Origin of the sequence: Bacillus timonensis (assembly GCF_000285535.1) — a bacterium.
Classification (GTDB): Bacteria; Bacillota; Bacilli; order Bacillales; family Bacillaceae_L; genus Ferdinandcohnia; species Ferdinandcohnia timonensis.
In genome coordinates, this window is the sequence record NZ_HE610987.1 from 642,044 (window position 1) to 662,127 (window position 20,084).

Annotated in this window: 20 protein-coding genes, 1 pseudogene and 1 riboswitch; of the genes and pseudogenes, 2 read left to right on the forward strand and 19 right to left on the reverse strand. The window is 39.5% G+C overall.

The window, feature by feature from the left end:
- Nucleotides 1-10 precede the first annotated feature (10 nt).
- From pcrB to BTHG_RS17470, 4 genes are all read right to left on the reverse strand, one after another.
- Nucleotides 11-697 carry a heptaprenylglyceryl phosphate synthase gene (pcrB, locus tag BTHG_RS17455; RefSeq protein WP_010678026.1) on the reverse strand — a complete coding sequence of 229 codons (687 nt, stop codon included), beginning with the start codon at nucleotides 695-697 and terminating at the stop codon, nucleotides 11-13.
- Between the two features lie 164 nt (nucleotides 698-861).
- Nucleotides 862-1,164: a YerC/YecD family TrpR-related protein gene (locus tag BTHG_RS17460; protein ID WP_010678027.1), complete on the reverse strand. Its 303-nt coding sequence runs from the start codon at nucleotides 1,162-1,164 to the stop codon at nucleotides 862-864.
- Nucleotides 1,165-1,184: 20 nt separating this feature from the next.
- Nucleotides 1,185-2,237: a DUF3048 domain-containing protein gene (locus BTHG_RS17465; RefSeq protein ID WP_010678028.1), complete on the reverse strand. Its 1,053-nt coding sequence runs from the start codon at nucleotides 2,235-2,237 to the stop codon at nucleotides 1,185-1,187.
- A 99-nt stretch (nucleotides 2,238-2,336) separates the two neighbouring features.
- Nucleotides 2,337-4,079, reverse strand: a complete 1,743-nt coding sequence (locus tag BTHG_RS17470; protein ID WP_010678029.1) for an adenine deaminase C-terminal domain-containing protein — start codon at nucleotides 4,077-4,079, stop codon at nucleotides 2,337-2,339.
- Between the two features lie 155 nt (nucleotides 4,080-4,234).
- On the opposite strand from BTHG_RS17470, the gene BTHG_RS17475 reads away from it, so the two are divergent.
- On the forward strand, nucleotides 4,235-4,492 hold the full coding sequence (locus tag BTHG_RS17475; RefSeq protein WP_010678030.1) for a YgaP family membrane protein: 258 nt from the start codon (nucleotides 4,235-4,237) through the stop codon (nucleotides 4,490-4,492).
- A gap of 74 nt (nucleotides 4,493-4,566) precedes the next feature.
- Here the strand turns inward: BTHG_RS17475 and purD are convergent, their stop codons facing one another.
- The 14 genes and pseudogenes from purD to BTHG_RS17545 all read right to left on the reverse strand — a co-directional run bounded on the left by purD (nucleotide 4,567) and on the right by BTHG_RS17545 (nucleotide 18,566).
- Complete coding sequence (purD, locus tag BTHG_RS17480) at nucleotides 4,567-5,859, reverse strand: phosphoribosylamine--glycine ligase (RefSeq protein ID WP_010678031.1); 1,293 nt, start codon at nucleotides 5,857-5,859, stop codon at nucleotides 4,567-4,569.
- Nucleotides 5,860-5,978: 119 nt separating this feature from the next.
- Nucleotides 5,979-7,517 carry a bifunctional phosphoribosylaminoimidazolecarboxamide formyltransferase/IMP cyclohydrolase gene (gene purH, locus BTHG_RS17485; protein WP_010678032.1) on the reverse strand — a complete coding sequence of 513 codons (1,539 nt, stop codon included), beginning with the start codon at nucleotides 7,515-7,517 and terminating at the stop codon, nucleotides 5,979-5,981.
- Entirely contained in the window at nucleotides 7,514-8,119 is a 606-nt protein-coding gene (purN, locus tag BTHG_RS17490; protein WP_010678033.1) for a phosphoribosylglycinamide formyltransferase, read from the reverse strand. Before purN ends, purH begins: the two co-directional genes overlap by 4 nt.
- Entirely contained in the window at nucleotides 8,116-9,156 is a 1,041-nt protein-coding gene (gene purM / locus BTHG_RS17495) for a phosphoribosylformylglycinamidine cyclo-ligase (protein ID WP_010678034.1), read from the reverse strand. Before purM ends, purN begins: the two co-directional genes overlap by 4 nt.
- Nucleotides 9,157-9,177: 21 nt before the next feature.
- Nucleotides 9,178-10,596, reverse strand: a complete 1,419-nt coding sequence (purF, locus tag BTHG_RS17500; RefSeq protein ID WP_010678035.1) for an amidophosphoribosyltransferase — start codon at nucleotides 10,594-10,596, stop codon at nucleotides 9,178-9,180.
- Nucleotides 10,572-12,800, reverse strand: coding sequence for a phosphoribosylformylglycinamidine synthase subunit PurL (purL, locus tag BTHG_RS17505; RefSeq protein WP_010678036.1), 2,229 nt, complete (start codon nucleotides 12,798-12,800; stop codon nucleotides 10,572-10,574). The genes purF and purL overlap by 25 nt, the downstream gene beginning before the upstream one ends.
- Complete coding sequence (gene purQ / locus BTHG_RS17510) at nucleotides 12,784-13,473, reverse strand: phosphoribosylformylglycinamidine synthase subunit PurQ (protein ID WP_010678037.1); 690 nt, start codon at nucleotides 13,471-13,473, stop codon at nucleotides 12,784-12,786. Before purQ ends, purL begins: the two co-directional genes overlap by 17 nt.
- Complete coding sequence (gene purS / locus BTHG_RS17515; RefSeq protein ID WP_010678038.1) at nucleotides 13,470-13,724, reverse strand: phosphoribosylformylglycinamidine synthase subunit PurS; 255 nt, start codon at nucleotides 13,722-13,724, stop codon at nucleotides 13,470-13,472. The genes purQ and purS overlap by 4 nt, the downstream gene beginning before the upstream one ends.
- A complete protein-coding gene (gene purC, locus BTHG_RS17520) occupies nucleotides 13,724-14,446 on the reverse strand; it encodes a phosphoribosylaminoimidazolesuccinocarboxamide synthase (protein WP_010678039.1) in 723 nt (240 codons plus the stop codon). The genes purS and purC overlap by 1 nt, the downstream gene beginning before the upstream one ends.
- Before the next feature lie 42 nt (nucleotides 14,447-14,488).
- Nucleotides 14,489-15,780, reverse strand: a pseudogene (gene purB, locus BTHG_RS25250) (adenylosuccinate lyase).
- A gap of 12 nt (nucleotides 15,781-15,792) precedes the next feature.
- Nucleotides 15,793-16,938: a 5-(carboxyamino)imidazole ribonucleotide synthase gene (gene purK / locus BTHG_RS17530; protein ID WP_408605282.1), complete on the reverse strand. Its 1,146-nt coding sequence runs from the start codon at nucleotides 16,936-16,938 to the stop codon at nucleotides 15,793-15,795.
- The gene (gene purE, locus BTHG_RS17535) at nucleotides 16,925-17,413 is read right to left on the reverse strand and encodes a 5-(carboxyamino)imidazole ribonucleotide mutase (RefSeq protein WP_010678042.1); all 489 of its coding nucleotides are present in this window, start codon (nucleotides 17,411-17,413) and stop codon (nucleotides 16,925-16,927) included. The genes purK and purE overlap by 14 nt, the downstream gene beginning before the upstream one ends.
- Nucleotides 17,414-17,655: 242 nt before the next feature.
- Nucleotides 17,656-17,757: riboswitch (purine riboswitch) on the reverse strand.
- A 73-nt stretch (nucleotides 17,758-17,830) separates the two neighbouring features.
- On the reverse strand, nucleotides 17,831-17,995 hold the full coding sequence (locus tag BTHG_RS26345) for an NETI motif-containing protein (RefSeq protein WP_083849178.1): 165 nt from the start codon (nucleotides 17,993-17,995) through the stop codon (nucleotides 17,831-17,833).
- A gap of 28 nt (nucleotides 17,996-18,023) precedes the next feature.
- A complete protein-coding gene (locus tag BTHG_RS17545) occupies nucleotides 18,024-18,566 on the reverse strand; it encodes a DUF2179 domain-containing protein (protein ID WP_010678044.1) in 543 nt (180 codons plus the stop codon).
- 185 nt (nucleotides 18,567-18,751) lie between these two features.
- Between BTHG_RS17545 and BTHG_RS17550 the strand changes: the two genes are divergently transcribed.
- A complete protein-coding gene (locus BTHG_RS17550; protein WP_010678045.1) occupies nucleotides 18,752-19,186 on the forward strand; it encodes an Hsp20/alpha crystallin family protein in 435 nt (144 codons plus the stop codon).
- 33 nt (nucleotides 19,187-19,219) lie between these two features.
- Here the strand turns inward: BTHG_RS17550 and BTHG_RS17555 are convergent, their stop codons facing one another.
- Nucleotides 19,220-19,525, reverse strand: coding sequence for a DUF3784 domain-containing protein (locus BTHG_RS17555; protein WP_010678046.1), 306 nt, complete (start codon nucleotides 19,523-19,525; stop codon nucleotides 19,220-19,222).
- Between the last annotated feature and the right edge of the window lie 559 nt (nucleotides 19,526-20,084).

Sequence of the window (20,084 nt, forward strand, 5' to 3'; positions counted from 1 at the left end):
ATTTCCATCCTTATCCCTTAACAGCATGTACTGTTTTTAGGGCGGCATTCACGTCTTCATAAATAATATTTCCAACGACAACTGTGTCGGCAAAACGAGCCATTTCCATTGCCTGCTCAACAGTCTTAATTCCACCACCGTAAAACAGTTTTGTAGTTTGTAAGTTGTTCTTTACAGCCTCGACAATTTCCTTATCGCCGTAGGTTCCACTATATTCTAAATAAAAGATTGGGAGCGAGAACATTTTCTCCGCCATTATTGCATAGGCGATTGTATCATCCTTACTTAATGTGGCCTTAGCACCTGTTAACTTAGCAGCTTTGCATTCTTCATTGAGGATACAATAGCCCTGCATAATCATTTCATCCCAATTCATAACATCGCCATATTCCTTAACCGCCTCATGATGTAACCCCATAATCCATCTTGTGTCACTGCTATTTAAAACGGTTGGAATAAAATATAAATCAAAGCCCGGTGTAACTGACTCAATAGTTGAAATTTCTAACACAACTGGTACAGTATAGCGTCGGATTCGAGACATTAAGTGAAGGACTTTGTCCAAGGTCACCCCATCGCTTCCACCAACGATAATCGCATCTGTACCAGATTCACAAACTGCATCTAAATGTTCATCACTGATTTCCTTATTTGGATCCAGCTTAAAAACATGTCTCCATTCTCTAAAATCGTACATGAAGATCCTCCATTCATCTTTCCATTCCTCCATTATAGCAAAACTAGATGCATCTATTAATACCTAGCTGGATTTCATAATATTTCGATTTACTATTTTTCATTATCCTTCTTTCCTTCCAAACGAAAAAAGCCGAAACCCTAGGTTCCGACTTACTTTCAATATTATTTTTTTTCCAATTCTTTTACACGATCAAGCGCCATTTGATAGGCATCGTTACCGTAATTTAAGCAACGCTTCACACGAGAAATGGTTGCTGTACTAGCTCCTGTTTCTGTTTCAATTTTATGATACGTATTCCCTTCTTGAAGCATTCTAGCAACTTCAAGACGTTGAGCTAGTGACTGAATTTCATTTACTGTACATAAATCATCAAAGAATCGATAGCACTCTTCAAGATCATTTAGTGATAGGATTGCATTAAATAATTGGTCAAGTGCTTTACCGCGTAATTTATCAATTTGCATAAAGTATCTCCCTTTTTCTTCTAATTTCCAAACGAAACGGCGCCAGCGAGTCCTGGTGATGTTGGAATAATGTTAATCCATGTTTTTCCTGTAACAAAGCCAACTTCTTCTCCATTCGCAAACGGAACAATTCTTCCATTAACATTTTTCCATTCAATTTCCTGCGCTTTTCCCTTTTGAAGTAAATAGCCTTTGCCTCCAGAGGTCACATCAATCTCACGTCTACCAGAATCATCAATAAGACGGTGATTCATTTCAACTATTAACACATTATCCAGTAAAATCGGAGTATTTGTCTCACGGTCTACTGTTTGATCTCCTCCGCTATATCGTTCATATTTACCTTTATCTGCATTGTAGTCATAGACTGCAGCAAATATATCTCTTGATGAATAGGACACTCGAACATGTTCAGCAGCAGTTCCTTCTAAACTTTGTGTCTCTTTGTCGGATAAAAATGAAAAGCTTGGAACCTCTTCCTCCATTGAATATCCTAGTTGTTTAGCCCCTTTTTCAATATTTTCAAATGAAATATACGAATTATGTGGTGCTACATTATGGTCAGCTCTCCAAAAAAGAGTGCCATCATAAACCATTCCATTTATGTTATCTATTTTACCACTATTAAGAATTTGTTGAGCTTCTGGACTCCAACCATGTGCAACATATAAAGCATCATAGCCTTTACTCAACTCAATATAATAATCTCTCGCACTTCGAACCGGTCCAATAATGTCTGGTTTTTCACTTTGGAATACGGCTAAGAAGCGTGTTACATCACCTTCAGCTAACACTTCATACACAACATCTGCCATATGAAGACCTGATTGTGGGCGTGCCTTTGGATGATTGTTAACCATGACTGCAAATGGACGACTGGTTACATCTTCATTTGTTCCAATTCCTGTTAATGGAAAAACATGTTCAAGTTCTTCGGTCGGCTTATCCTTTGCAACCGGCTCAGCTTGTTTTGGTTCATGCTCATCCTGCTGTTTTGCAGCTTCGTCATTATTACTACACGCTGCAGAAATGAGTAAAAGGAAAGTTCCTAGGATGTATAAAGTCTTTTTCATATTTTGAGCACACAACCTTTAATAAGAAGTTGGGACTGAATCTCTTTATCTTTATCCTACTAAATTAAAGAAGGGGATAGAGATAAATCCTTTTATATTTTAACGCATTATTGACGGAAAGAGTACCATTTTATTCATCACATCATAGATTCCCTGCGGTGTAATGCGAATATACGGTAAATGAGTAGATGATAAAAAGGTCAACGTATAGATTGGGTCACTATGATTATACCCACGTTCTCTCACTAAACAAACAAATTCCTTTTCAAGTGCACTAAGGTCTACAACGGATTTTGCTGATGTTACTCCACCAAGGTCTAAAGGAATTTCATGTAAAATGGCACCGTTTTCAGTTAAAACAATACCACCCCCAATTTCCTTCATTCGATTAAAGGCAAGGAGCATATCCTTTTTATTTTTTCCAATTAATACAAAATCACCCGTATTTGAAAAAGAACTTGCAAACCCGGAGATTCGATTTGCAAAACCTTTAATAATCGTATTTACTCGCCATTTGCCTTCCCGGTCAACGAACATTAAGAAGCTTTCATCATGCTCCATTGAAAGTTCATCATACGATGCATCGATAGAGATTGAATATGGCTTCATTATAACAGCATTCTCCATCTTCATTCCAAATGGCATTGAAAACTGCAAATCATCTAGTGTTAACTCCCAGTTTGTCGTGAGGTTTGTAAAGCCTTGGCTCTTCCATGGAAAGTCAGAAAACGCATGTTGATCTTTATTATCGCGTTTTACCCAAATTCCTTTAGCAAGAACAGATTCTGGTGTAGGATTTTCTTTTGTAGATAAAATATTTAGGTTTGCAATTCTTCCGGTCGCTATCATACCATGGAGATTCTCCATATTATAGTGCCTAGCAACATTAATCGTTGCCATATTATAAGCATCAATGATTGGTACACCTTTTTCAATTGCAATTTTTATCATGTTATCAATGATTCCCTGCTCATAAAATGCCGGTGGTGAACCATCCGTTGTAAAAATGAACTTATCATATTGATCAATTCCCATTTCACGGATTTCATCCAAAATCCGTGGCAGGTCTGGACGAATCGATGAATATCGTAATGAAGTGGTGTACCCTTGAAGAAGCCGATTCAATACATCTGTGCCTGTCATCGATTCATGATCGCAATCTGCACCTAATAACATCAACTTCGCTAGTGTTTTTTCCGAAGCCCCTGGAAAATGTCCTTCAACCTTCTTGCCAATCCTTTTTGCTTCTTGAATCCAATGTAGCATTAAGTCATCACCATCAAGCAACTTCGGCCATCCTGTTAACTCGCCACCCTGAACTACAGAATCATGCTCAAGCCAGCTGAGTACATTCCCATTTGAAAATGCTTGTTCCTCGTGGTGAATCTCAGTCTGAGGGTCAAATCGACACCACCAGTACATTGTTACCGGAAGATTTTTCATTTCCTCCAGGAAAGAAAACGCTTTCTTTTTTGGTGTTTGTAAAGCAAGGACTAAGTTATCATTAATGATTGTGGTCGTCCCTGTATAGGATGCATATTGAGCAAATGAGTGGGGATTATATAAATGAAAAGAATGTGCATGTGGTTCAATATAACCAGGCACTACAAATTTCCCATCACACTCTACAATTTCACAATCGTTGAGTTTTGATGGCAATTGCTGGCCAACATACACAATGCGATCTTGATAAATCCAAATGTGTGCGTTGATCCATTTTTTTAACATTTGATTTAAGTATGTGACATTTTTCAATAGAATCGTTGGTGATTTTTTTCCATCTATGACAGCAACATGTTCTCTAAGTTGCTTATTTTTCCATCGGTATCGTTGCCCAACCATTAACCATCTCTCCAATCTCTACCATATGCTACATGGAAGCGCTTTACATTATAGTACCATATTAATCGGTTTACTGCATTAAAGACTTTGTGAAAATTTGTAAAAATTTTTAACTATATATTAGCTTACGTAAAGATGTAAACGGGGGTAAAAGTATGAAACCAAATATCGGCATGATTAATGCATTAATCCGCATTACATGTGGGTTTACAATGCTTGCTTGGGCTACAGCAAAAATGGTGAAACGCCCTTGGCGTGAAAGCTTTATTGTAGTAGCAATGCTTGGGGGAATGAAGGTAGCTGAGGGGATAACTCGCTTCTGTCCACTTACGGCTCTGTTTAATGAATACGTCGAAAGAAAACAAGAAGAACCAGCTACTCTAAAGGAGCTTCCTCCAGTTAATCCATCATAAAAAAGGTAAGAGGGAATCCCTCTTACCTTTTTACATGTAAATTGGTTGATTGCGTTTTACTCTGGTTGTACTAATTAAACGAATTGCGCTTTATTCTTAATAGTTGCGTTATACGTAATCGCTTTTTTCCCAATATCTTTTCGATAAAATAGGTTAGTACATTGTATTTTTTTCGCTTCTTGGTAGACAAGGTTTTGTGCTTCTTCAAGACTTTCTCCACTTGCTACTATGGTTAGCACCCTTCCACCATTCGTAACAAATTGTTTGTTCACCATATCTGTTCCTGCATGAAAGACTGTGACTTTTTCGTCTAAGTTACCAAGGCCTTCGATGACTGCCCCTTTTTCATAGCTTTCTGGATACCCTTTTGATGCAAATACAACACCAAGAGTCACATTGTTTGACCACTCAAGGACAATCTCCTTTTGATCAAGTAGCCCTTCAATAACTTCGATAAAATCGGTTTTTAAACGAGGAAGAACAACTTGTGTTTCAGGGTCGCCAAAGCGAGCATTGTATTCAATCACCTTAGGTCCATTAGCCGTTAAAATTAATCCCGCATAAAGAACGCCGGTAAATTGTCTTCCCTCAGCTTCCATCGCTTTAACAGTTGGATTAATGATGGTTTCAATCGCTGTTTGGACGGCCATCTCTGAAACTTGTGGAACTGGAGAATAAGCCCCCATTCCACCAGTATTAGGACCTTCGTCATTGTCAAAAGCACGCTTATGGTCTTGGGAAATCACCATCGGATAGGCAGTTTTTCCATCCACAAAAGCCATTAATGAGAATTCTTCCCCTTCAAGAAACTCTTCGATAACAACCTGCGCACTTGCTTCGCCGAATTTATTCGCCTCCAACATGTCATAAACACTTGTTAAGGCTTCATCTAAATTAAGAGCAACTGTAACACCTTTTCCAGCTGCAAGTCCGTCCGCTTTGATTACGATGGGTGCACCTTTTTCTAGGATGTACTGTTTTGCTTCTTCATAGGATGTGAATGTTTCGTATTCTGCAGTTGGGATATTGTATTTCTTCATAATTTCTTTTGCAAATGACTTACTGCCTTCAAGTAGTGCAGCTTCCTTTGATGGACCAAAAACGGCTAAGCCCTCTTTTTGAAAACGATTCACGATACCATTGATTAATGGAACTTCAGGACCAACAAGAGTGAGATCAATTTGTTCTTCCTTTGCAAATTCAATTAAACGGTCAAAGTCATTTTCGGCGATGTTGATTACTGTTGCGATATCTTGCATGCCAGGATTTCCTGGTGCAACATACACTGTTTCTACCTTGGAGCTTTGGGAAACCTTCCAGGCAAGTGTATGCTCACGACCACCGCGACCAATTACTAGTACTTTCATTTTTTCACCTCATCAAACGAATTTGATTGATTTCAAATATACGATGTCTAGCTCCAGCACCGAGCCCCTCGAGGTCAAAAGTAGACGTTCAAATTGCAAGGCGCTTGAGCCTTTCCTAATTAGTGTTTAAAATGACGTACTCCGGTGAAGACCATTGCAATTCCGTACTCGTCAGCTTTTTGAATGGATTCTTCGTCACGAATAGATCCACCAGGTTGGATAATTGCTGTGATGCCCGCTTTTGCTGCCGCTTCAACTGTATCACCCATTGGGAAGAAAGCATCTGAAGCTAGAGCAGAACCTTTCGCCTTTTCACCTGCTTGATTGATTGCGATGTTAGCTGAGCCTACACGGTTCATTTGACCTGCGCCAATACCAATTGTCATATCATCTTTTGTTAACACAATTGCGTTAGATTTAACGTGTTTAACAACCTTCCAGCCAAGCTTTAAATCAGCCCATTCTTGCTCAGTTGGTTCACGCTTTGTCGGAATGGAGATAGTTGCATTGTCTAAGCTGTATGAATCCTCATCTTGAACAAGTAATCCTCCACGAACGGATACAAGCTTCTTTTCAACCTTTTCGTCATCTGAAAAATCAACAGTCAATAAACGTAGGTTTTTCTTTGAAGAAAGAATTTCGAATGCTTCTTTACTAAATGATGGTGCAATAATAATTTCAAGGAAAATTTCACGCATTTTATGTGCAGTTTGCGCATCAACTTCTCGGTTAACCGCGATAATTCCACCAAAAATAGAGGTAGAATCCGCTTCAAATGCTTTTTGATAAGCTTCTTCTAAGGATGCGCCAACTCCTACACCACAAGGATTCATATGCTTAACAGCAACCGCTGCTGGCTCTTTGAATTCCTTAACAATTTGAAGAGCAGCATCTGCATCATTGATATTATTGTAGGATAATTCTTTTCCGTGTAATTGAGTAGCTGACGCAATTGATAACACTGTCCCTAATGGCTTTTTATAGAAAGCAGCCTTTTGATGGGGGTTTTCTCCATAACGAAGGTCTTGTTTCTTCTCATACGTTACTGTTAATGATTCTGGACTTTCCTCACCCGCTGCACGTGTTAAGAATTCTGCGATAACAGCATCGTATGCTGCAGTGTGACGGAAAACCTTCGCACCTAAACGAAGTTTTGTTTCAGCTGTAACTTCACCTTTTTCAGCAATCTCTGCTAAGACAGTAGCGTAATCCTGTGGGTCAACAACTACTGTTACATACTTGTGGTTTTTTGCCGCAGAGCGAAGCATTGAAGGTCCACCGATATCGATATTTTCAATGGCATCCGCAAACTGAACGTCAGGATTTGCAATTGTTTGTTGGAATGGATAAAGGTTTACAACAACCAAATCGATTGGCGTTATATTATGTTCTTGAAGCTGTTTTACATGCTCTTCGTTTTCTCGAACCGCAAGTAATCCACCGTGAATATTGGGGTGAAGAGTTTTTACACGTCCATCCATGATTTCTGGAAAGCCTGTCACCTCAGAAATTCCAATAACAGAAAGGCCAGCTTCCTCGAGTGTCCGCTTTGTACCACCCGTTGAAATGACTTCAACTCCGTTTTCAATTAATCCTTTTACAAATGGAACAAGTCCTTGTTTATCTGAAACACTGACTAGTGCACGTTTGATTGTCACTTTAAATCGCTCCCTATTGTTGTTGAATTTTTACTCTTTGTTGTTACAAGTGATTGTAAAATCTGTGGATAAAATTCATGTTCGATTTGATGTACTTTTTCTTCGATGCTATCTAGTGTATCGCCTGTTTCAATCGTTAGCTCTCGTTGTGCAATGATTGGGCCTGTATCCATTCCTTCGTCCACATAATGAATCGTAACACCGGTCGTATTCACACCTGCTCGAAATGCCTGACCAATCGCATCCTTACCCGGAAATGCTGGCAATAAAGAAGGATGGATGTTTACAATTTTATTTCGATATGCCTTAAGTAAGGTATCGCCAATTAATCGCATATACCCAGCTAGTACAATTAAATCCACATTCTTAGCCTGTAGTGCCTCTACAATTTCCGCCTCAAAAAATGACTTTTCTGGATATTCTTTCGGTGAAAACACAAAGGTATCTACCCATTCCTTTGAAGCTCGCTCTACGACTTTAGCACCCGGCTTATCACAAACTAGCAATTCGATTTCCGCTGCAAGTCTTCCTTCTTTAATTGAGTCAACAATCGCTTGAAAGTTTGTGCCACTTCCGGATGCAAAGACAGCTATTTTTTTCATACAAGCGATCCTCCACCAAAGGTTACACCATTTCCGTTTTTAATACGTCCAATAATATACGCCTTTTCTCCTTCTTCTTCAAGAAGTTCGATCACACCATGTAGGAATGCTTCGTCTACAGCAAGGACCATCCCGATTCCCATATTAAAAATATTAAACATTTCTTTACGCTCAAGATTTCCGGTCGCTTGAAGTAAATCAAAGATTGGTGGAATTGGCCATGATCCATAATCGATTTCCGCACCAACACCTTCTGGAAGCATACGAGGAATATTTTCAATAAAGCCCCCACCCGTAATATGGGACATGCCTTTTATTTCAAACTTTTCCATCGCCTTTATTAGAGACTTCACATAGATTTTTGTCGGCTGAAGAAGTTCTTCACCTAATGAACGGCCGATTTCTCCGTACGTTTCTTTAAGGTCTAATCCACCATCCTCAAGTAGCACCTTACGAACAAGTGAATACCCATTACTGTGAATTCCGCTAGAGGAAAGCCCAATTAAAACATCTCCAGCCTTAATGGAAGTCCCTGTTACAAGCTTTGATTTTTCAGCAACTCCAACTGAAAAGCCAGCAAGGTCATATTCATCTTCATTATACATTCCTGGCATTTCAGCGGTCTCACCACCAATTAAGGCACAGCCTGCTTGTTCACAGCCATCTGCAATCCCTTTTACAATTTGTTCGATTTTTTCAGGCTGTGCTTTCCCACAAGCAATATAATCTAAAAAGTATAAAGGCTCAGCGCCTTGAACGACAATATCATTCACACACATTGCAACAGCATCGATTCCAATTGTGTCATGTTTATCCATCATAAAAGCTAACATCAGCTTCGTACCCACACCATCAGTACCCGAAACTAGAACAGGCTCTTTTACGTTTACCTTTGAAAGGTCAAACATTCCACCAAAACTGCCGAGTCCACCCATCACTTCGGGGCGAATTGTTTTTGCGACATGCTTTTTCATTCTGGAAACAGCCTCATAGCCTGCCTCAATGTCTACTCCAGCTTGCTTATAAGCATTTGCCATTCTTATTAACACTCCTTAATTTTAGCTGAATACTTTTTCATGTGGCAATACCGTGTCTGGGAATATCTCTGTTGGATATTTTCCTGTAAAACAAGCCATACATTGCCCACGCGTTTCCCCTTCAAACGGTCTTCCAATTGCCTTTACTAAACCTTCCGGGCTTAAAAATGTTAATGAATCTGCTCCAATGATTTGGCGAATTTCCTCCACTGAGTGTGAGGAAGCAATTAATTCCTCATGTGTAGAAGTATCAATTCCGTAGAAGCATGGATTCTTTATTGGCGGTGAACTAATACACACGTGCACTTCCGTTGCACCAGCATCTCGTAGCATGTTCACAATTCGACGGCTAGTTGTACCGCGTACGATTGAATCATCAACCATAACCACACGCTTCCCTTCAACCACACCACGAACAGGGGAAAGCTTCATTTTTACCCCTTGCTCCCGTAAAGATTGAGAAGGTTGAATAAATGTTCTTCCAACATACCGATTTTTTATAAGTCCAAGCTCATACGGAATGCCTGATTCTTCTGCATACCCAATGGCCGCTGAAATACTTGAGTCAGGCACACCTGTTATTACATCGGCTTCAATTGGCGCTTCAAGCGCAAGCTGTTTGCCTAAATTTTTACGAGCCGTATGAACATTGATTCCGTTAATATTGCTATCAGGACGTGAAAAATAAATATATTCCATGCTGCACATTGCAGGATTTGTCGTTAATGAAAAACGCTCAGAATGGATGCCTTCATCATTGATCACAAGTAACTCTCCTGGCTCCACATCTCTTTCGAAAGTTGCACCTACAATATCAAATGCACAAGTCTCAGAAGCTACTACCCAAGCATCTCCGAGTCTACCAAGTGATAGTGGACGAAGGCCATTTGGATCAAGAGCGACAATCATTTTCTTTTCTGTCATAATGAGGAAAGCATACGCCCCTTTTAACATGGACAATGCATTTTTGACGCGATCCTTAATTTTTGTATACCCGCTTTTTCTAGTTAAGTGAGCAAGAACCTCGGTATCAGATGTTGTTTGAAAAATACTTCCTTGGTTTTCCAGCTGATGTTTTAAGTCATTTGCATTTACAAGATTGCCATTATGTGCAATTGCAAGCCCACCTACTTGAGAATTAAAGAGTAGGGGCTGAACATTTTGAATGCCCCCGCCCCCTGCTGTTGCATAACGAACATGGCCAATAGCTGCTTTTCCTTGTAGTTGTTCAAGCTCCCCATTTCCAAATACTTCGTTAACAAGGCCTTCCCCTTTTACAATTCGAAGCTTTTCACCATTACTAACAACAATTCCAGCACCCTCTTGACCACGATGCTGTAAGCTGTGTAATCCGTAGTATGTGATTTGGGCTGCGTCTGGATGTCCCCAAATTCCAAATACACCACATTCCTCATTTAAGCCTTTGAGTTCAGCAAGCATGGGATAGCTCCTTTCCATGTACGTCTTAGTTCATCGACAGGAAGATTTATCATTTCTTTTCCAGTTTGATCGCAGACGATAAATGTTCCATCGCCTGTTACTTCACCGACAAGATTTGCCTTTACAAGCTGTTCAAACTTTTCTTTGTTTTCTTTTTTCACTGAAACGATAAAACGAGACTGTGTTTCACTGAATAATTCAGTTACCGCATCCCCTTGAATGTACACCTTTACCCCTAAGCCTTTTGCGCCAAAGGTTTTTTCCGCTAATGCAACTGCAAAGCCGCCCTCTGCCACATCATGGGCAGAAGCAATTACGCCTGCACGAATGGCAGTTAATACTTGTTTTTGTCTTCTTCTTTCAATCTCTAAATCTAGTTTAGGAACCGGGCCAAAAATCTCACCATGGATTAATTTTTGTAGTTCACTTCCTGCAAATTCTTCTTTTGCTTCACCTATACAATAGACTAGGTCGCCCGCTTCTTTAAATTCTTGAGTTGTAATATGAGAAACGTCATCAATCAACCCAACCATCCCAATAACTGGTGTTGGATAAATGGCTTTCCCGTTCGTTTCATTGTAAAGTGACACGTTTCCACCAATAACTGGCGTATTCAGAACTCGGCAAGCCTCACTAATTCCATCCGCTGCTTTTTCAATTTGCCAAAAAATTTCCGGGTTCTCTGGATTTCCGAAGTTCAAGTTATCTGTAATCGCAAGCGGTGCGGCACCGGAGCAAACAATGTTTCTAGCTGCTTCACTTACGGCAATTTGGCCACCAACCTCAGGATCTAAATAGAGATATCTAGAGTTACAGTCTGTTGTCATCGCAAGTGCTTTCTTGGTATCACGGATTCTCACAACAGCAGCATCTGATCCTGGAGCTACAACTGTATTTGTACGAACCATGTAGTCATATTGATCATAGACCCATTCTTTACTTGCAATGGTAGGTTGCGCTAGTAGGTCTAAAAGTGTTTGCCCAACATTCTCAAGTTTCGGTGCTTCAACTTTCATTTCCTTAAATTCACGATAGGAAGCAGGTTCACTTGAAGGCTTATGATAGACAGGAGCATCTTCTGCTAATGCATCAACTGGTACATCTGCAATAACTTCACCTTTGTGTACGAGGCGAAATTGTTTGTCATCTGTTACCTTTCCGATCGCGACAGCTTCAAGGTCATATTTGTTTACGATATCTTGAATTTCTTGCTCTCTACCTTTTTCTACAACAATTAACATCCGCTCTTGTGATTCAGAAAGCATCATTTCATAACCAGTCATTCCTGTTTCACGTTGCGGTACAAGGTCAAGGTTCATCTCGATGCCTGAGCCCGCTTTACTTGCCATTTCAGCTGAAGAGCTTGTTAATCCTGCTGCACCCATGTCTTGAATTCCGACTAATGCGTCTGATTTTATAATCTCTAAACTAGCTTCAAGCAATAATTTTTCCATAAATGGGTCGCCAACTTGTACTGCAGGACGCTTTGCATCTGAATCCTCCGTAAGTTCCTCAGAAGCAAAAGTTGCACCATGGATTCCGTCACGGCCGGTTTTCGCGCCGATATACATGACAGTGTTGCCAACACCTTTTGCCTGACCTTTTTGAATATCTTCATGATTGATTAGACCTACACACATCGCATTAACAAGAGGATTTCCTTCATAGGAAGCGTCAAATTGAATTTCCCCACCAACTGTAGGAATACCAATACAATTTCCGTAGCCAGCAATACCTGCCACTACTTCTTCAAACAAGTACTTTACTCTTGGTGAAGTAAGCTCTCCAAAGCGAAGCGAGTTTAATAGAGCAATTGGTCTAGCTCCCATTGAAAATACGTCACGGATAATACCGCCTACACCCGTTGCTGCCCCTTGATATGGTTCAACTGCTGAAGGATGGTTATGACTTTCAATTTTAAAAACAACCGCTTGGTTATCACCGATATCAACGATTCCTGCACCTTCACCAGGCCCTTGAAGAACGCGTTCACCTGTTACAGGAAACTTTCGTAACACAGGCTTTGAGTTTTTGTAGCTACAATGCTCAGACCACATAACCGAGAACAACCCGGTCTCTGTATAATTTGGAAGTCTACCTAAGATCTTTTCGACTAACTCAAATTCTGAATCACTTAAACCCATTTCACTATATATTTTTTCTTCTTTAATTTGTTTCGGACTTGGTTCAAGAAGTAACGACATGTGCTGCTAACCTCCAATTTTTCACAATTGATTGAAATAGCTTAATTCCATCTGCACTACCTAGTAAATCCTCAACCGCTCTCTCTGGGTGAGGCATCATTCCAAGAACATTTCCTCGTTCATTTGTAATCCCTGCGATATCTGCAATACTACCATTTGGATTTGTTCCATTATATGTGAATGCAATTTGGTTATTTTCTTGTAATCTAGCAAGTGTTTCTTCATCACAATAATAGTTCCCCTCACCATGTGCGATTGGGACTGTGATTACTTCACCCGCTTTATATTCAGATGTAAACATCGATTTATTGTTTTCAACGCGTAGCTCAACCGGACGGCACATAAACTTTAACTTTTCATTACGACGCATCGCCCCTGGTAAAAGTCCTGCTTCTAATAAAATTTGAAATCCATTACACACGCCAAGTACCGGCTTACCTGCCTCAGCTGCTTTTATTACTTCTTCCATCACATTTGAAAAACGAGCAAGTGCCCCAGTGCGTAGATAATCTCCATAAGAGAATCCTCCTGGAAGTAAAATACCATCGAACTCATCAAGATTTGTTGCATTATGCCATACATACTCGACTTCTTCACCTAGCGCATCCTTTATGGCATGAAACATATCAACATCACAATTAGAGCCTGGAAACACGATTACGGCAAATTTCACTGTGTGACAACCTCCTCAACCTCATAACGATAATCTTCTATTACCGTGTTTGCTAATAGCTTCTCACAAATTTCTTTAACCGTCTTATCGAGGTCTGCTACAGATTCATCAATCGTTAACTCCATATATTTTCCAATACGAACATCTTTAACTTCCTGATAATTCAATTGATGCAAAGAACCCTTTACAGCACTACCTTGTGGATCTAATACACTTTCACGTAATGTTACATAAACCTTTACTTTGTACATCATGCAATTTGTCCTCCTAGTCGGGTTAAAATTTCCGTATACGCATCCGTCAAGTTTCCAAGGTCTCTACGGAATACATCCTTATCAAATTTTTTATTCGTTTCAATATCCCATAAACGACAAGTATCAGGTGAGATTTCATCTGCTAAAATAATCTCTCCGTCTTTCGTTACACCAAATTCTAGTTTAAAATCTACTAATCTGATTTGAAGGTCTAAAAAGATTTTACGCAATACTTCATTTATCTTAAGCGCCTGTACTTTCAGCTCTGTTACTTGTTCTTTTGTAGCAAGTTCTAGCACATCGATGTGATCCTCTGTCACAAGTGGATCACCAAGTTCATCGTTTTTATAGTAAAATTCTACAATCGGTTTCGCCAAGCTTGTTCCTTCTTCAATACCCACTCGCTTCGAAAAGCTACCAGCAACCACATTACGTACAACAACCTCAAGCGGAATAATGGATACATGCTTTACGAGTTGCTCATTTTGCGAAAGCTTCCCGATAAAATGTGTTCTGATTCCTGCGACATGAAGTTTTGAAAAGAGCATGCTTGTAATTTCGTTATTCAAGCGGCCCTTTCCAACGATTTTTGCTTTCTTTTCCCCATTAAAGGCTGTTGCATCATCCTTGTATTCCACTAAAACAATTGACTCTTCGGCAGTTTGGTAAAGTTTCTTGGCCTTTCCTTCATACAACAAACTAAGTTTTGCTACATCCATTTAGGACTCCCCCTCAAAGTTTCAGATTAGGTGACTGACCTCTTATAAACCTAAGCGTTCAAATATCATATCAACATGCTTAAGGTGGTAGTTATAATCAAAGCAATCATCAATTTGTGCTGGTGTTAAACGGCTTGTTATTTTTCCTCAGCCTCAATTAAACCACGGAACGGAACTTGTTTTTCCCAAGCCTCCATTGCCTTAGGCTGCACCGTATCATATGCTTCTTCTCTTGTTAAACCTGAATCAATTAACGCTAGAAGCACACGCTGTGAGTAAATCAAACCAAGTGTACGGTCCATATTGCGTTTCATGTTTTCTGGGAATACCGTTAAATTCTTCACTATGTTTCCAAAGCGGTTAAGCATATAATTCAACGCAATCGTTGCATCTGGTAAAATAATGCGCTCTGCAGAGGAATGTGAGATATCACGCTCATGCCAGAGTGGAACATTTTCATAGGCTGTCATCATATAGCCACGAATAACTCGTGCCATACCTGTCATATTCTCTGACCCAATTGGGTTTCGTTTGTGTGGCATTGCAGATGAGCCTTTTTGCCCTTTCGCGAAAAACTCTTCTACTTCTCTTGTTTCACTCTTTTGTAAGCCACGAATTTCAACCGCAAATTTTTCAATCGAAGTTGCAACAAGCGCTAAAGCTGACATATAGGCTGCATGTCGATCACGCTGTAAGGTCTGAGTTGAAATCGGTGCGGGAGTGATTCCAAGTTTTTCACAAACATACTTTTCAACAAATGGGTCGATATTGGCATATGTTCCAACCGCACCTGAAATCTTACCAAATTGAACACCATCTGCTGCGAGCTTAAAGCGATCAAGATTACGTTTCATTTCCTCATGCCATAAAGCAAGCTTTAAGCCAAATGTCGTTGGTTCAGCATGAACACCATGTGTACGTCCCATCATCACCGTGTATTTATGTTCCTTCGCTTTTTCGGCTAATATCTCGATAAAACGTTCAATATCCTTTTGTAAAATGTCATTGGCTTGTTTTAAAACATAAGATAGAGCTGTATCCACAACATCCGTAGACGTTAATCCGTAATGAACCCATTTTCTTTCATCACCTAGTGTTTCTGAAACGGCACGCGTAAACGCCACAACATCATGTCTTGTTTCCTCTTCAATTTCTTTAATTCGATTCACATCAAAGGATGCATTTTTACGAATAAGGGCGACATCTTCTTTCGGAATCTCACCTAGCTCCGCCCAAGCCTCACATGCTAAAATTTCAACCTCAAGCCAAGCACGGAAACGGTTTTCCTCCGTCCAGATGGCCCCCATTTCCTCACGTGTGTATCGTTCAATCATGTAGTTTCCTCCTCAATTGGTATAATGTGAATCATTCCATATTTGTAAAGAATCGGACTTTTCAAGAGCCTCTTCCACAGTATTTCCTAAAACTGTCACATGTCCCATCTTTCTTTTGATTTTTGCTTCTTTTTTTCCGTATAAATGAACTTTTACTTTTGATAAAAGGTTCACTTTTTCGAGTAATGGCTGAACATGCTCCCCTAAAATATTTGTCATAACTACTGGTCGTAATAGTGTTGTTTCTCCAAGCGGCCAGTTGCATACTGATCGAACATGCTGCTCAAATTGCGAGGTTTCACAAGCATCAATCGAATAATGACCAGAGTTATGCGGACGTGGCGCCAATTCATTGATGTAGATTTCTCCGTCTTCTGTCACAAACATTTCAACCGCTAATGTTCCAACTAATTGAAATTCTGAAGCAAGTTTCATTGCCGTCTCTTTTGCTTTAGCTTCTGTCTTTTCTGAAATCCTCGCTGGTACAATGGATTGATGAAGGATATTCTCAACATGAATGTTTTCTGCTACTGGAAATGTCTTTGCATCACCTGCAGGATTTCTTGTCACGATCACAGACACTTCTTTTTGAAAAGGAACCCACGCTTCTAAAATACACATCCCAGATTTAAGAAGCATTGCTGCCTCTTTCCTATCCTCTTTCTTTTTTAAAACAAATTGACCTTTTCCGTCATAACCACCTCGACAAGTTTTTAAAACAGAAGGAACTCCTATTGTCTCAATAGCATCAACCAGTTGCTCTTCGCTTTCCACTAATACAAACGGAGCAACTTGCAAGCCAATCTCCTGAATCGCGCTCTTTTCTGTACCACGATCCTGAGTGATTTTTAACAAGTGACTTCCCTGTGGTAAATTTGCATTCTCTTCAAGCCACGTTAAGGCCTCGTAATCGATATTTTCAAATTCATACGTAATGACATCACTAACGTTTGCAAGTTTTTTAATCGCATCAAGATCATCGTAATCAGCTGTAATTTCGATATCAGCAACCTGCCCACATGGTGAATTTGGCGTCGGATCTAATACTGCAACAGAAAAACCCATTTCCTTTGCTGAAATAGCCATCATTCGCCCAAGTTGTCCACCACCGATAATCCCAATTGTTTGTCCTGGTAAAATTCGATTATTCAAGTTCATCACTACTTTCTAGTACTTGAATTCTTCTATTTTCTCTTATATCAACAAGCTTCTGATCCCATTCCGGATTAGACGTTCCAAGAATGGAAGCTGCTAGTAATCCTGCATTTGTTGCCCCTGCTTTCCCAATCGCAACTGTAGCAACCGGCACCCCACCTGGCATTTGAACAATTGACAATAGTGAATCGAGGCCGTTTAAAGCACGTGATTGAACGGGAACCCCGATAACAGGTAAGGTCGTTTTTGCTGCTACCATCCCTGGTAAATGCGCTGCACCACCAGCTCCGGCAATGATTACCTTAATTCCTCGCCCTTTTGCGTTTTCCGCATACTCAAACATAAGGTCTGGTGTACGGTGAGCAGAAACCACCTTTTTTTCATAAGGAATTCCAATCTCATCTAATACCATGCAAGCTTCTTTCATCGTTTCCCAATCAGAAGTACTTCCCATAATTACTCCAACTACTGGATTCATAAAATCCTCCTAAATTGTAATCAATCAAATTCACCTTGACGTATTTGCGCCCCCATTTTTATACGAGTTCACTCGAATAAATCCCTTTAAAAATCCGAGGCATTCGCCGGGGAATTCTCCTTTATTTAGCTATCGTTTAATCGACACTTTTGTCTTAAATAAAGTAAAAATGCCCAGGCCAAGGACTGATTTCCAAAAAGGGGAAAGCAATCCTACCTGAGCATTCTATATCAAGAATAGGTAAAATTATACTTTTCCCTCATAGTCCAATAATTTACGGTTATCGGGTAGAAACTTATGGGCCATATTCCCAAGATTATATGAGGTATTTTTCTAACCTAATCTTATCAACAGTTTGATTCGATTGTCAATTAATATCGAACATTTTACAAAAAATTCATTTTTAATGTTCGTGTTTTACTGCAACTTCCCTTCAAAAACAATCTTTCTACCACATGGTTCCACGATAATGTCTCCATTACGCCTAACCTCCTGAAAAACAGGTTCTTCCATTCTTCTTACTGGAAAGTATCCTTCTTGCTTCATTCGATTAAGACATTGATCAATCGTCTCATTTTCCAGGACTTCAAATTTACGTTTTTCGGTTTACTCATGATTCAAGCTTCCCTCTCCTTACAGCTTTTACCCAGAAGCCGCCATGAATGGATTTCGGTTCAGAGGCTATCACAAATGCTTTCGGATCCACATCTGTAATGGTTTTGTATAATTTCATCTCATATTTACGTGGAGTTAAAATCGTCATTGACAATCTGTCGCCTTCCCTTCCTTGAGACATCCAGGTCGTAACTCCATAGCCCTCATCACGCAAACGCTTAGGCAAATCCAATTCATATTCCTTTGTAATCACATTTACAGTAATATATCCAAGTGCTAGCTTTTCTTCGATTTTCATCCCAACGATTACTCCAATTCCGTATCCAACCGCATACGCAATCAAATTTTGAATCTGGTTTAAATTATCTAGCACTAAACCAAGACCTACTACATAAATAACAACCTCAACAGTGCTAATTAACGCAGCCAAATACCGCTGTCCTTTCATTGTCAAGATCATCCTAATCGTAAAAAAGGATACATATACAATATTAATCACTAAAATAATAAGGACCATGACATACGCATTTGATAACAAATTAACTCCCCCTAAGAATAGTTCCTTCACTTATCTTACCAAAGTATTCATTGTACTAAACATTTTCCCCAAAGGACACTCTCAAAACATGATTTTTATGAATTTTTTCTTAGACACATCCCTACCCTATTTCCCATATACTACTTTAGTGGAATTTTGTGCATATGAGGAGGGAATAATAGCCCATGAAAATGGACCAATTTAAAAATATGAATGATTGGCGAAAGCAGTGGGATCATTTTTTCGGTGATGAATTCTGGAGTGGATTTGCCCCATTTTTCGATAATCCTCATTCTCAGCTCAATCTCTACCAAGGAGAAAATGAACTATTAGTCGTTCTTAGCCTTCCCGGGTTAGCAAAAGTTGAGGACGTTGAAATTTTTGTAAACCATCAAACTCTTGAGGTAAGAGGAAAAATTAACTTAAATTTTAAAGGCTTTGATATCATTCAAGAAGGCATCTTTCAAGGAAAATTTGAAAGAGAAATACAACTCCCTTACACAGTAAAAGAAGAACGTATTAAAGCAAGCTATAAAAGAGGACTTCTACTCATCCATCTCCACAAACAAATCCCCGATGATTCTCGCAAAAAAGTAGAAGTCTTAGATAAGGATAAATAAAAAGATCCCTCACCATTCAAGTGGGGGATTTGTTTATTTGGATTGATTTAGGATATTTACAAACACAATTAGGGCAATTGAACCAGCTACTGTGATTAAGCCGAAAAGAAGTCCTATCCATTCACTAATAAATTCTAGACCAAATGGCAATAACATAGTGAGGATACCAATAAAAATTGTAAATAGCCCCACGGCTTTTGCTAATTTCTCTTTATCTCCTTTATATGTTTCTTCATTATAGCCGGCGATAAGAAACAACTGCTTCTTCTTCCAAATTAATAAACCCATGAAGATACATAAAAAACCTACAAGAAAACATATGATGAATCCGGCTAGCATCTTTTGCCCTCCCTATAATATTGCTTTATATAGTATATACATACGGATTTAAAGAGTTGGAGGTTTCAGGATTGAGTTTTATTGGTTTGAGTTGGTTGAGGTTTTAGGCTGGGGGTGGTGGTGGGACTAGGTGCTTTGTAATATAAGGATCTTAATTTAGCCTTTATTGGGTTTGAAGTATCCTAGTTTTCATTTTGGGTTTTCTTATTGCCGTTTGCTCGTGTTCTCGTTTGTTTTGTTTTTCGGTTTATGGAGTTTCGTTCTGATGTTTGCTTGTCCGATGTTACCTGGTTTTTCGATTTATGGAGTTTTTTCTGATGGTTGCTTGTCCAGCACTTCCTAATTCTTTACATTTGCGGACCTCTTTCCTACGTTTGCTTGTCCAGCTTTTCCTAATTTTTCACATTTGCGAACCTTTTTCTGGCGTTTGCCTGTCCGGTATTACCTAAATTTTTACATTTGTAGACCTCTTTCTGACGTTTGGGGTATACCATTTATTGTTTCTCGGCTGCGTGATATATCGATTAAGCTGTTTTCGGTATATCATTTATCGTTTCTC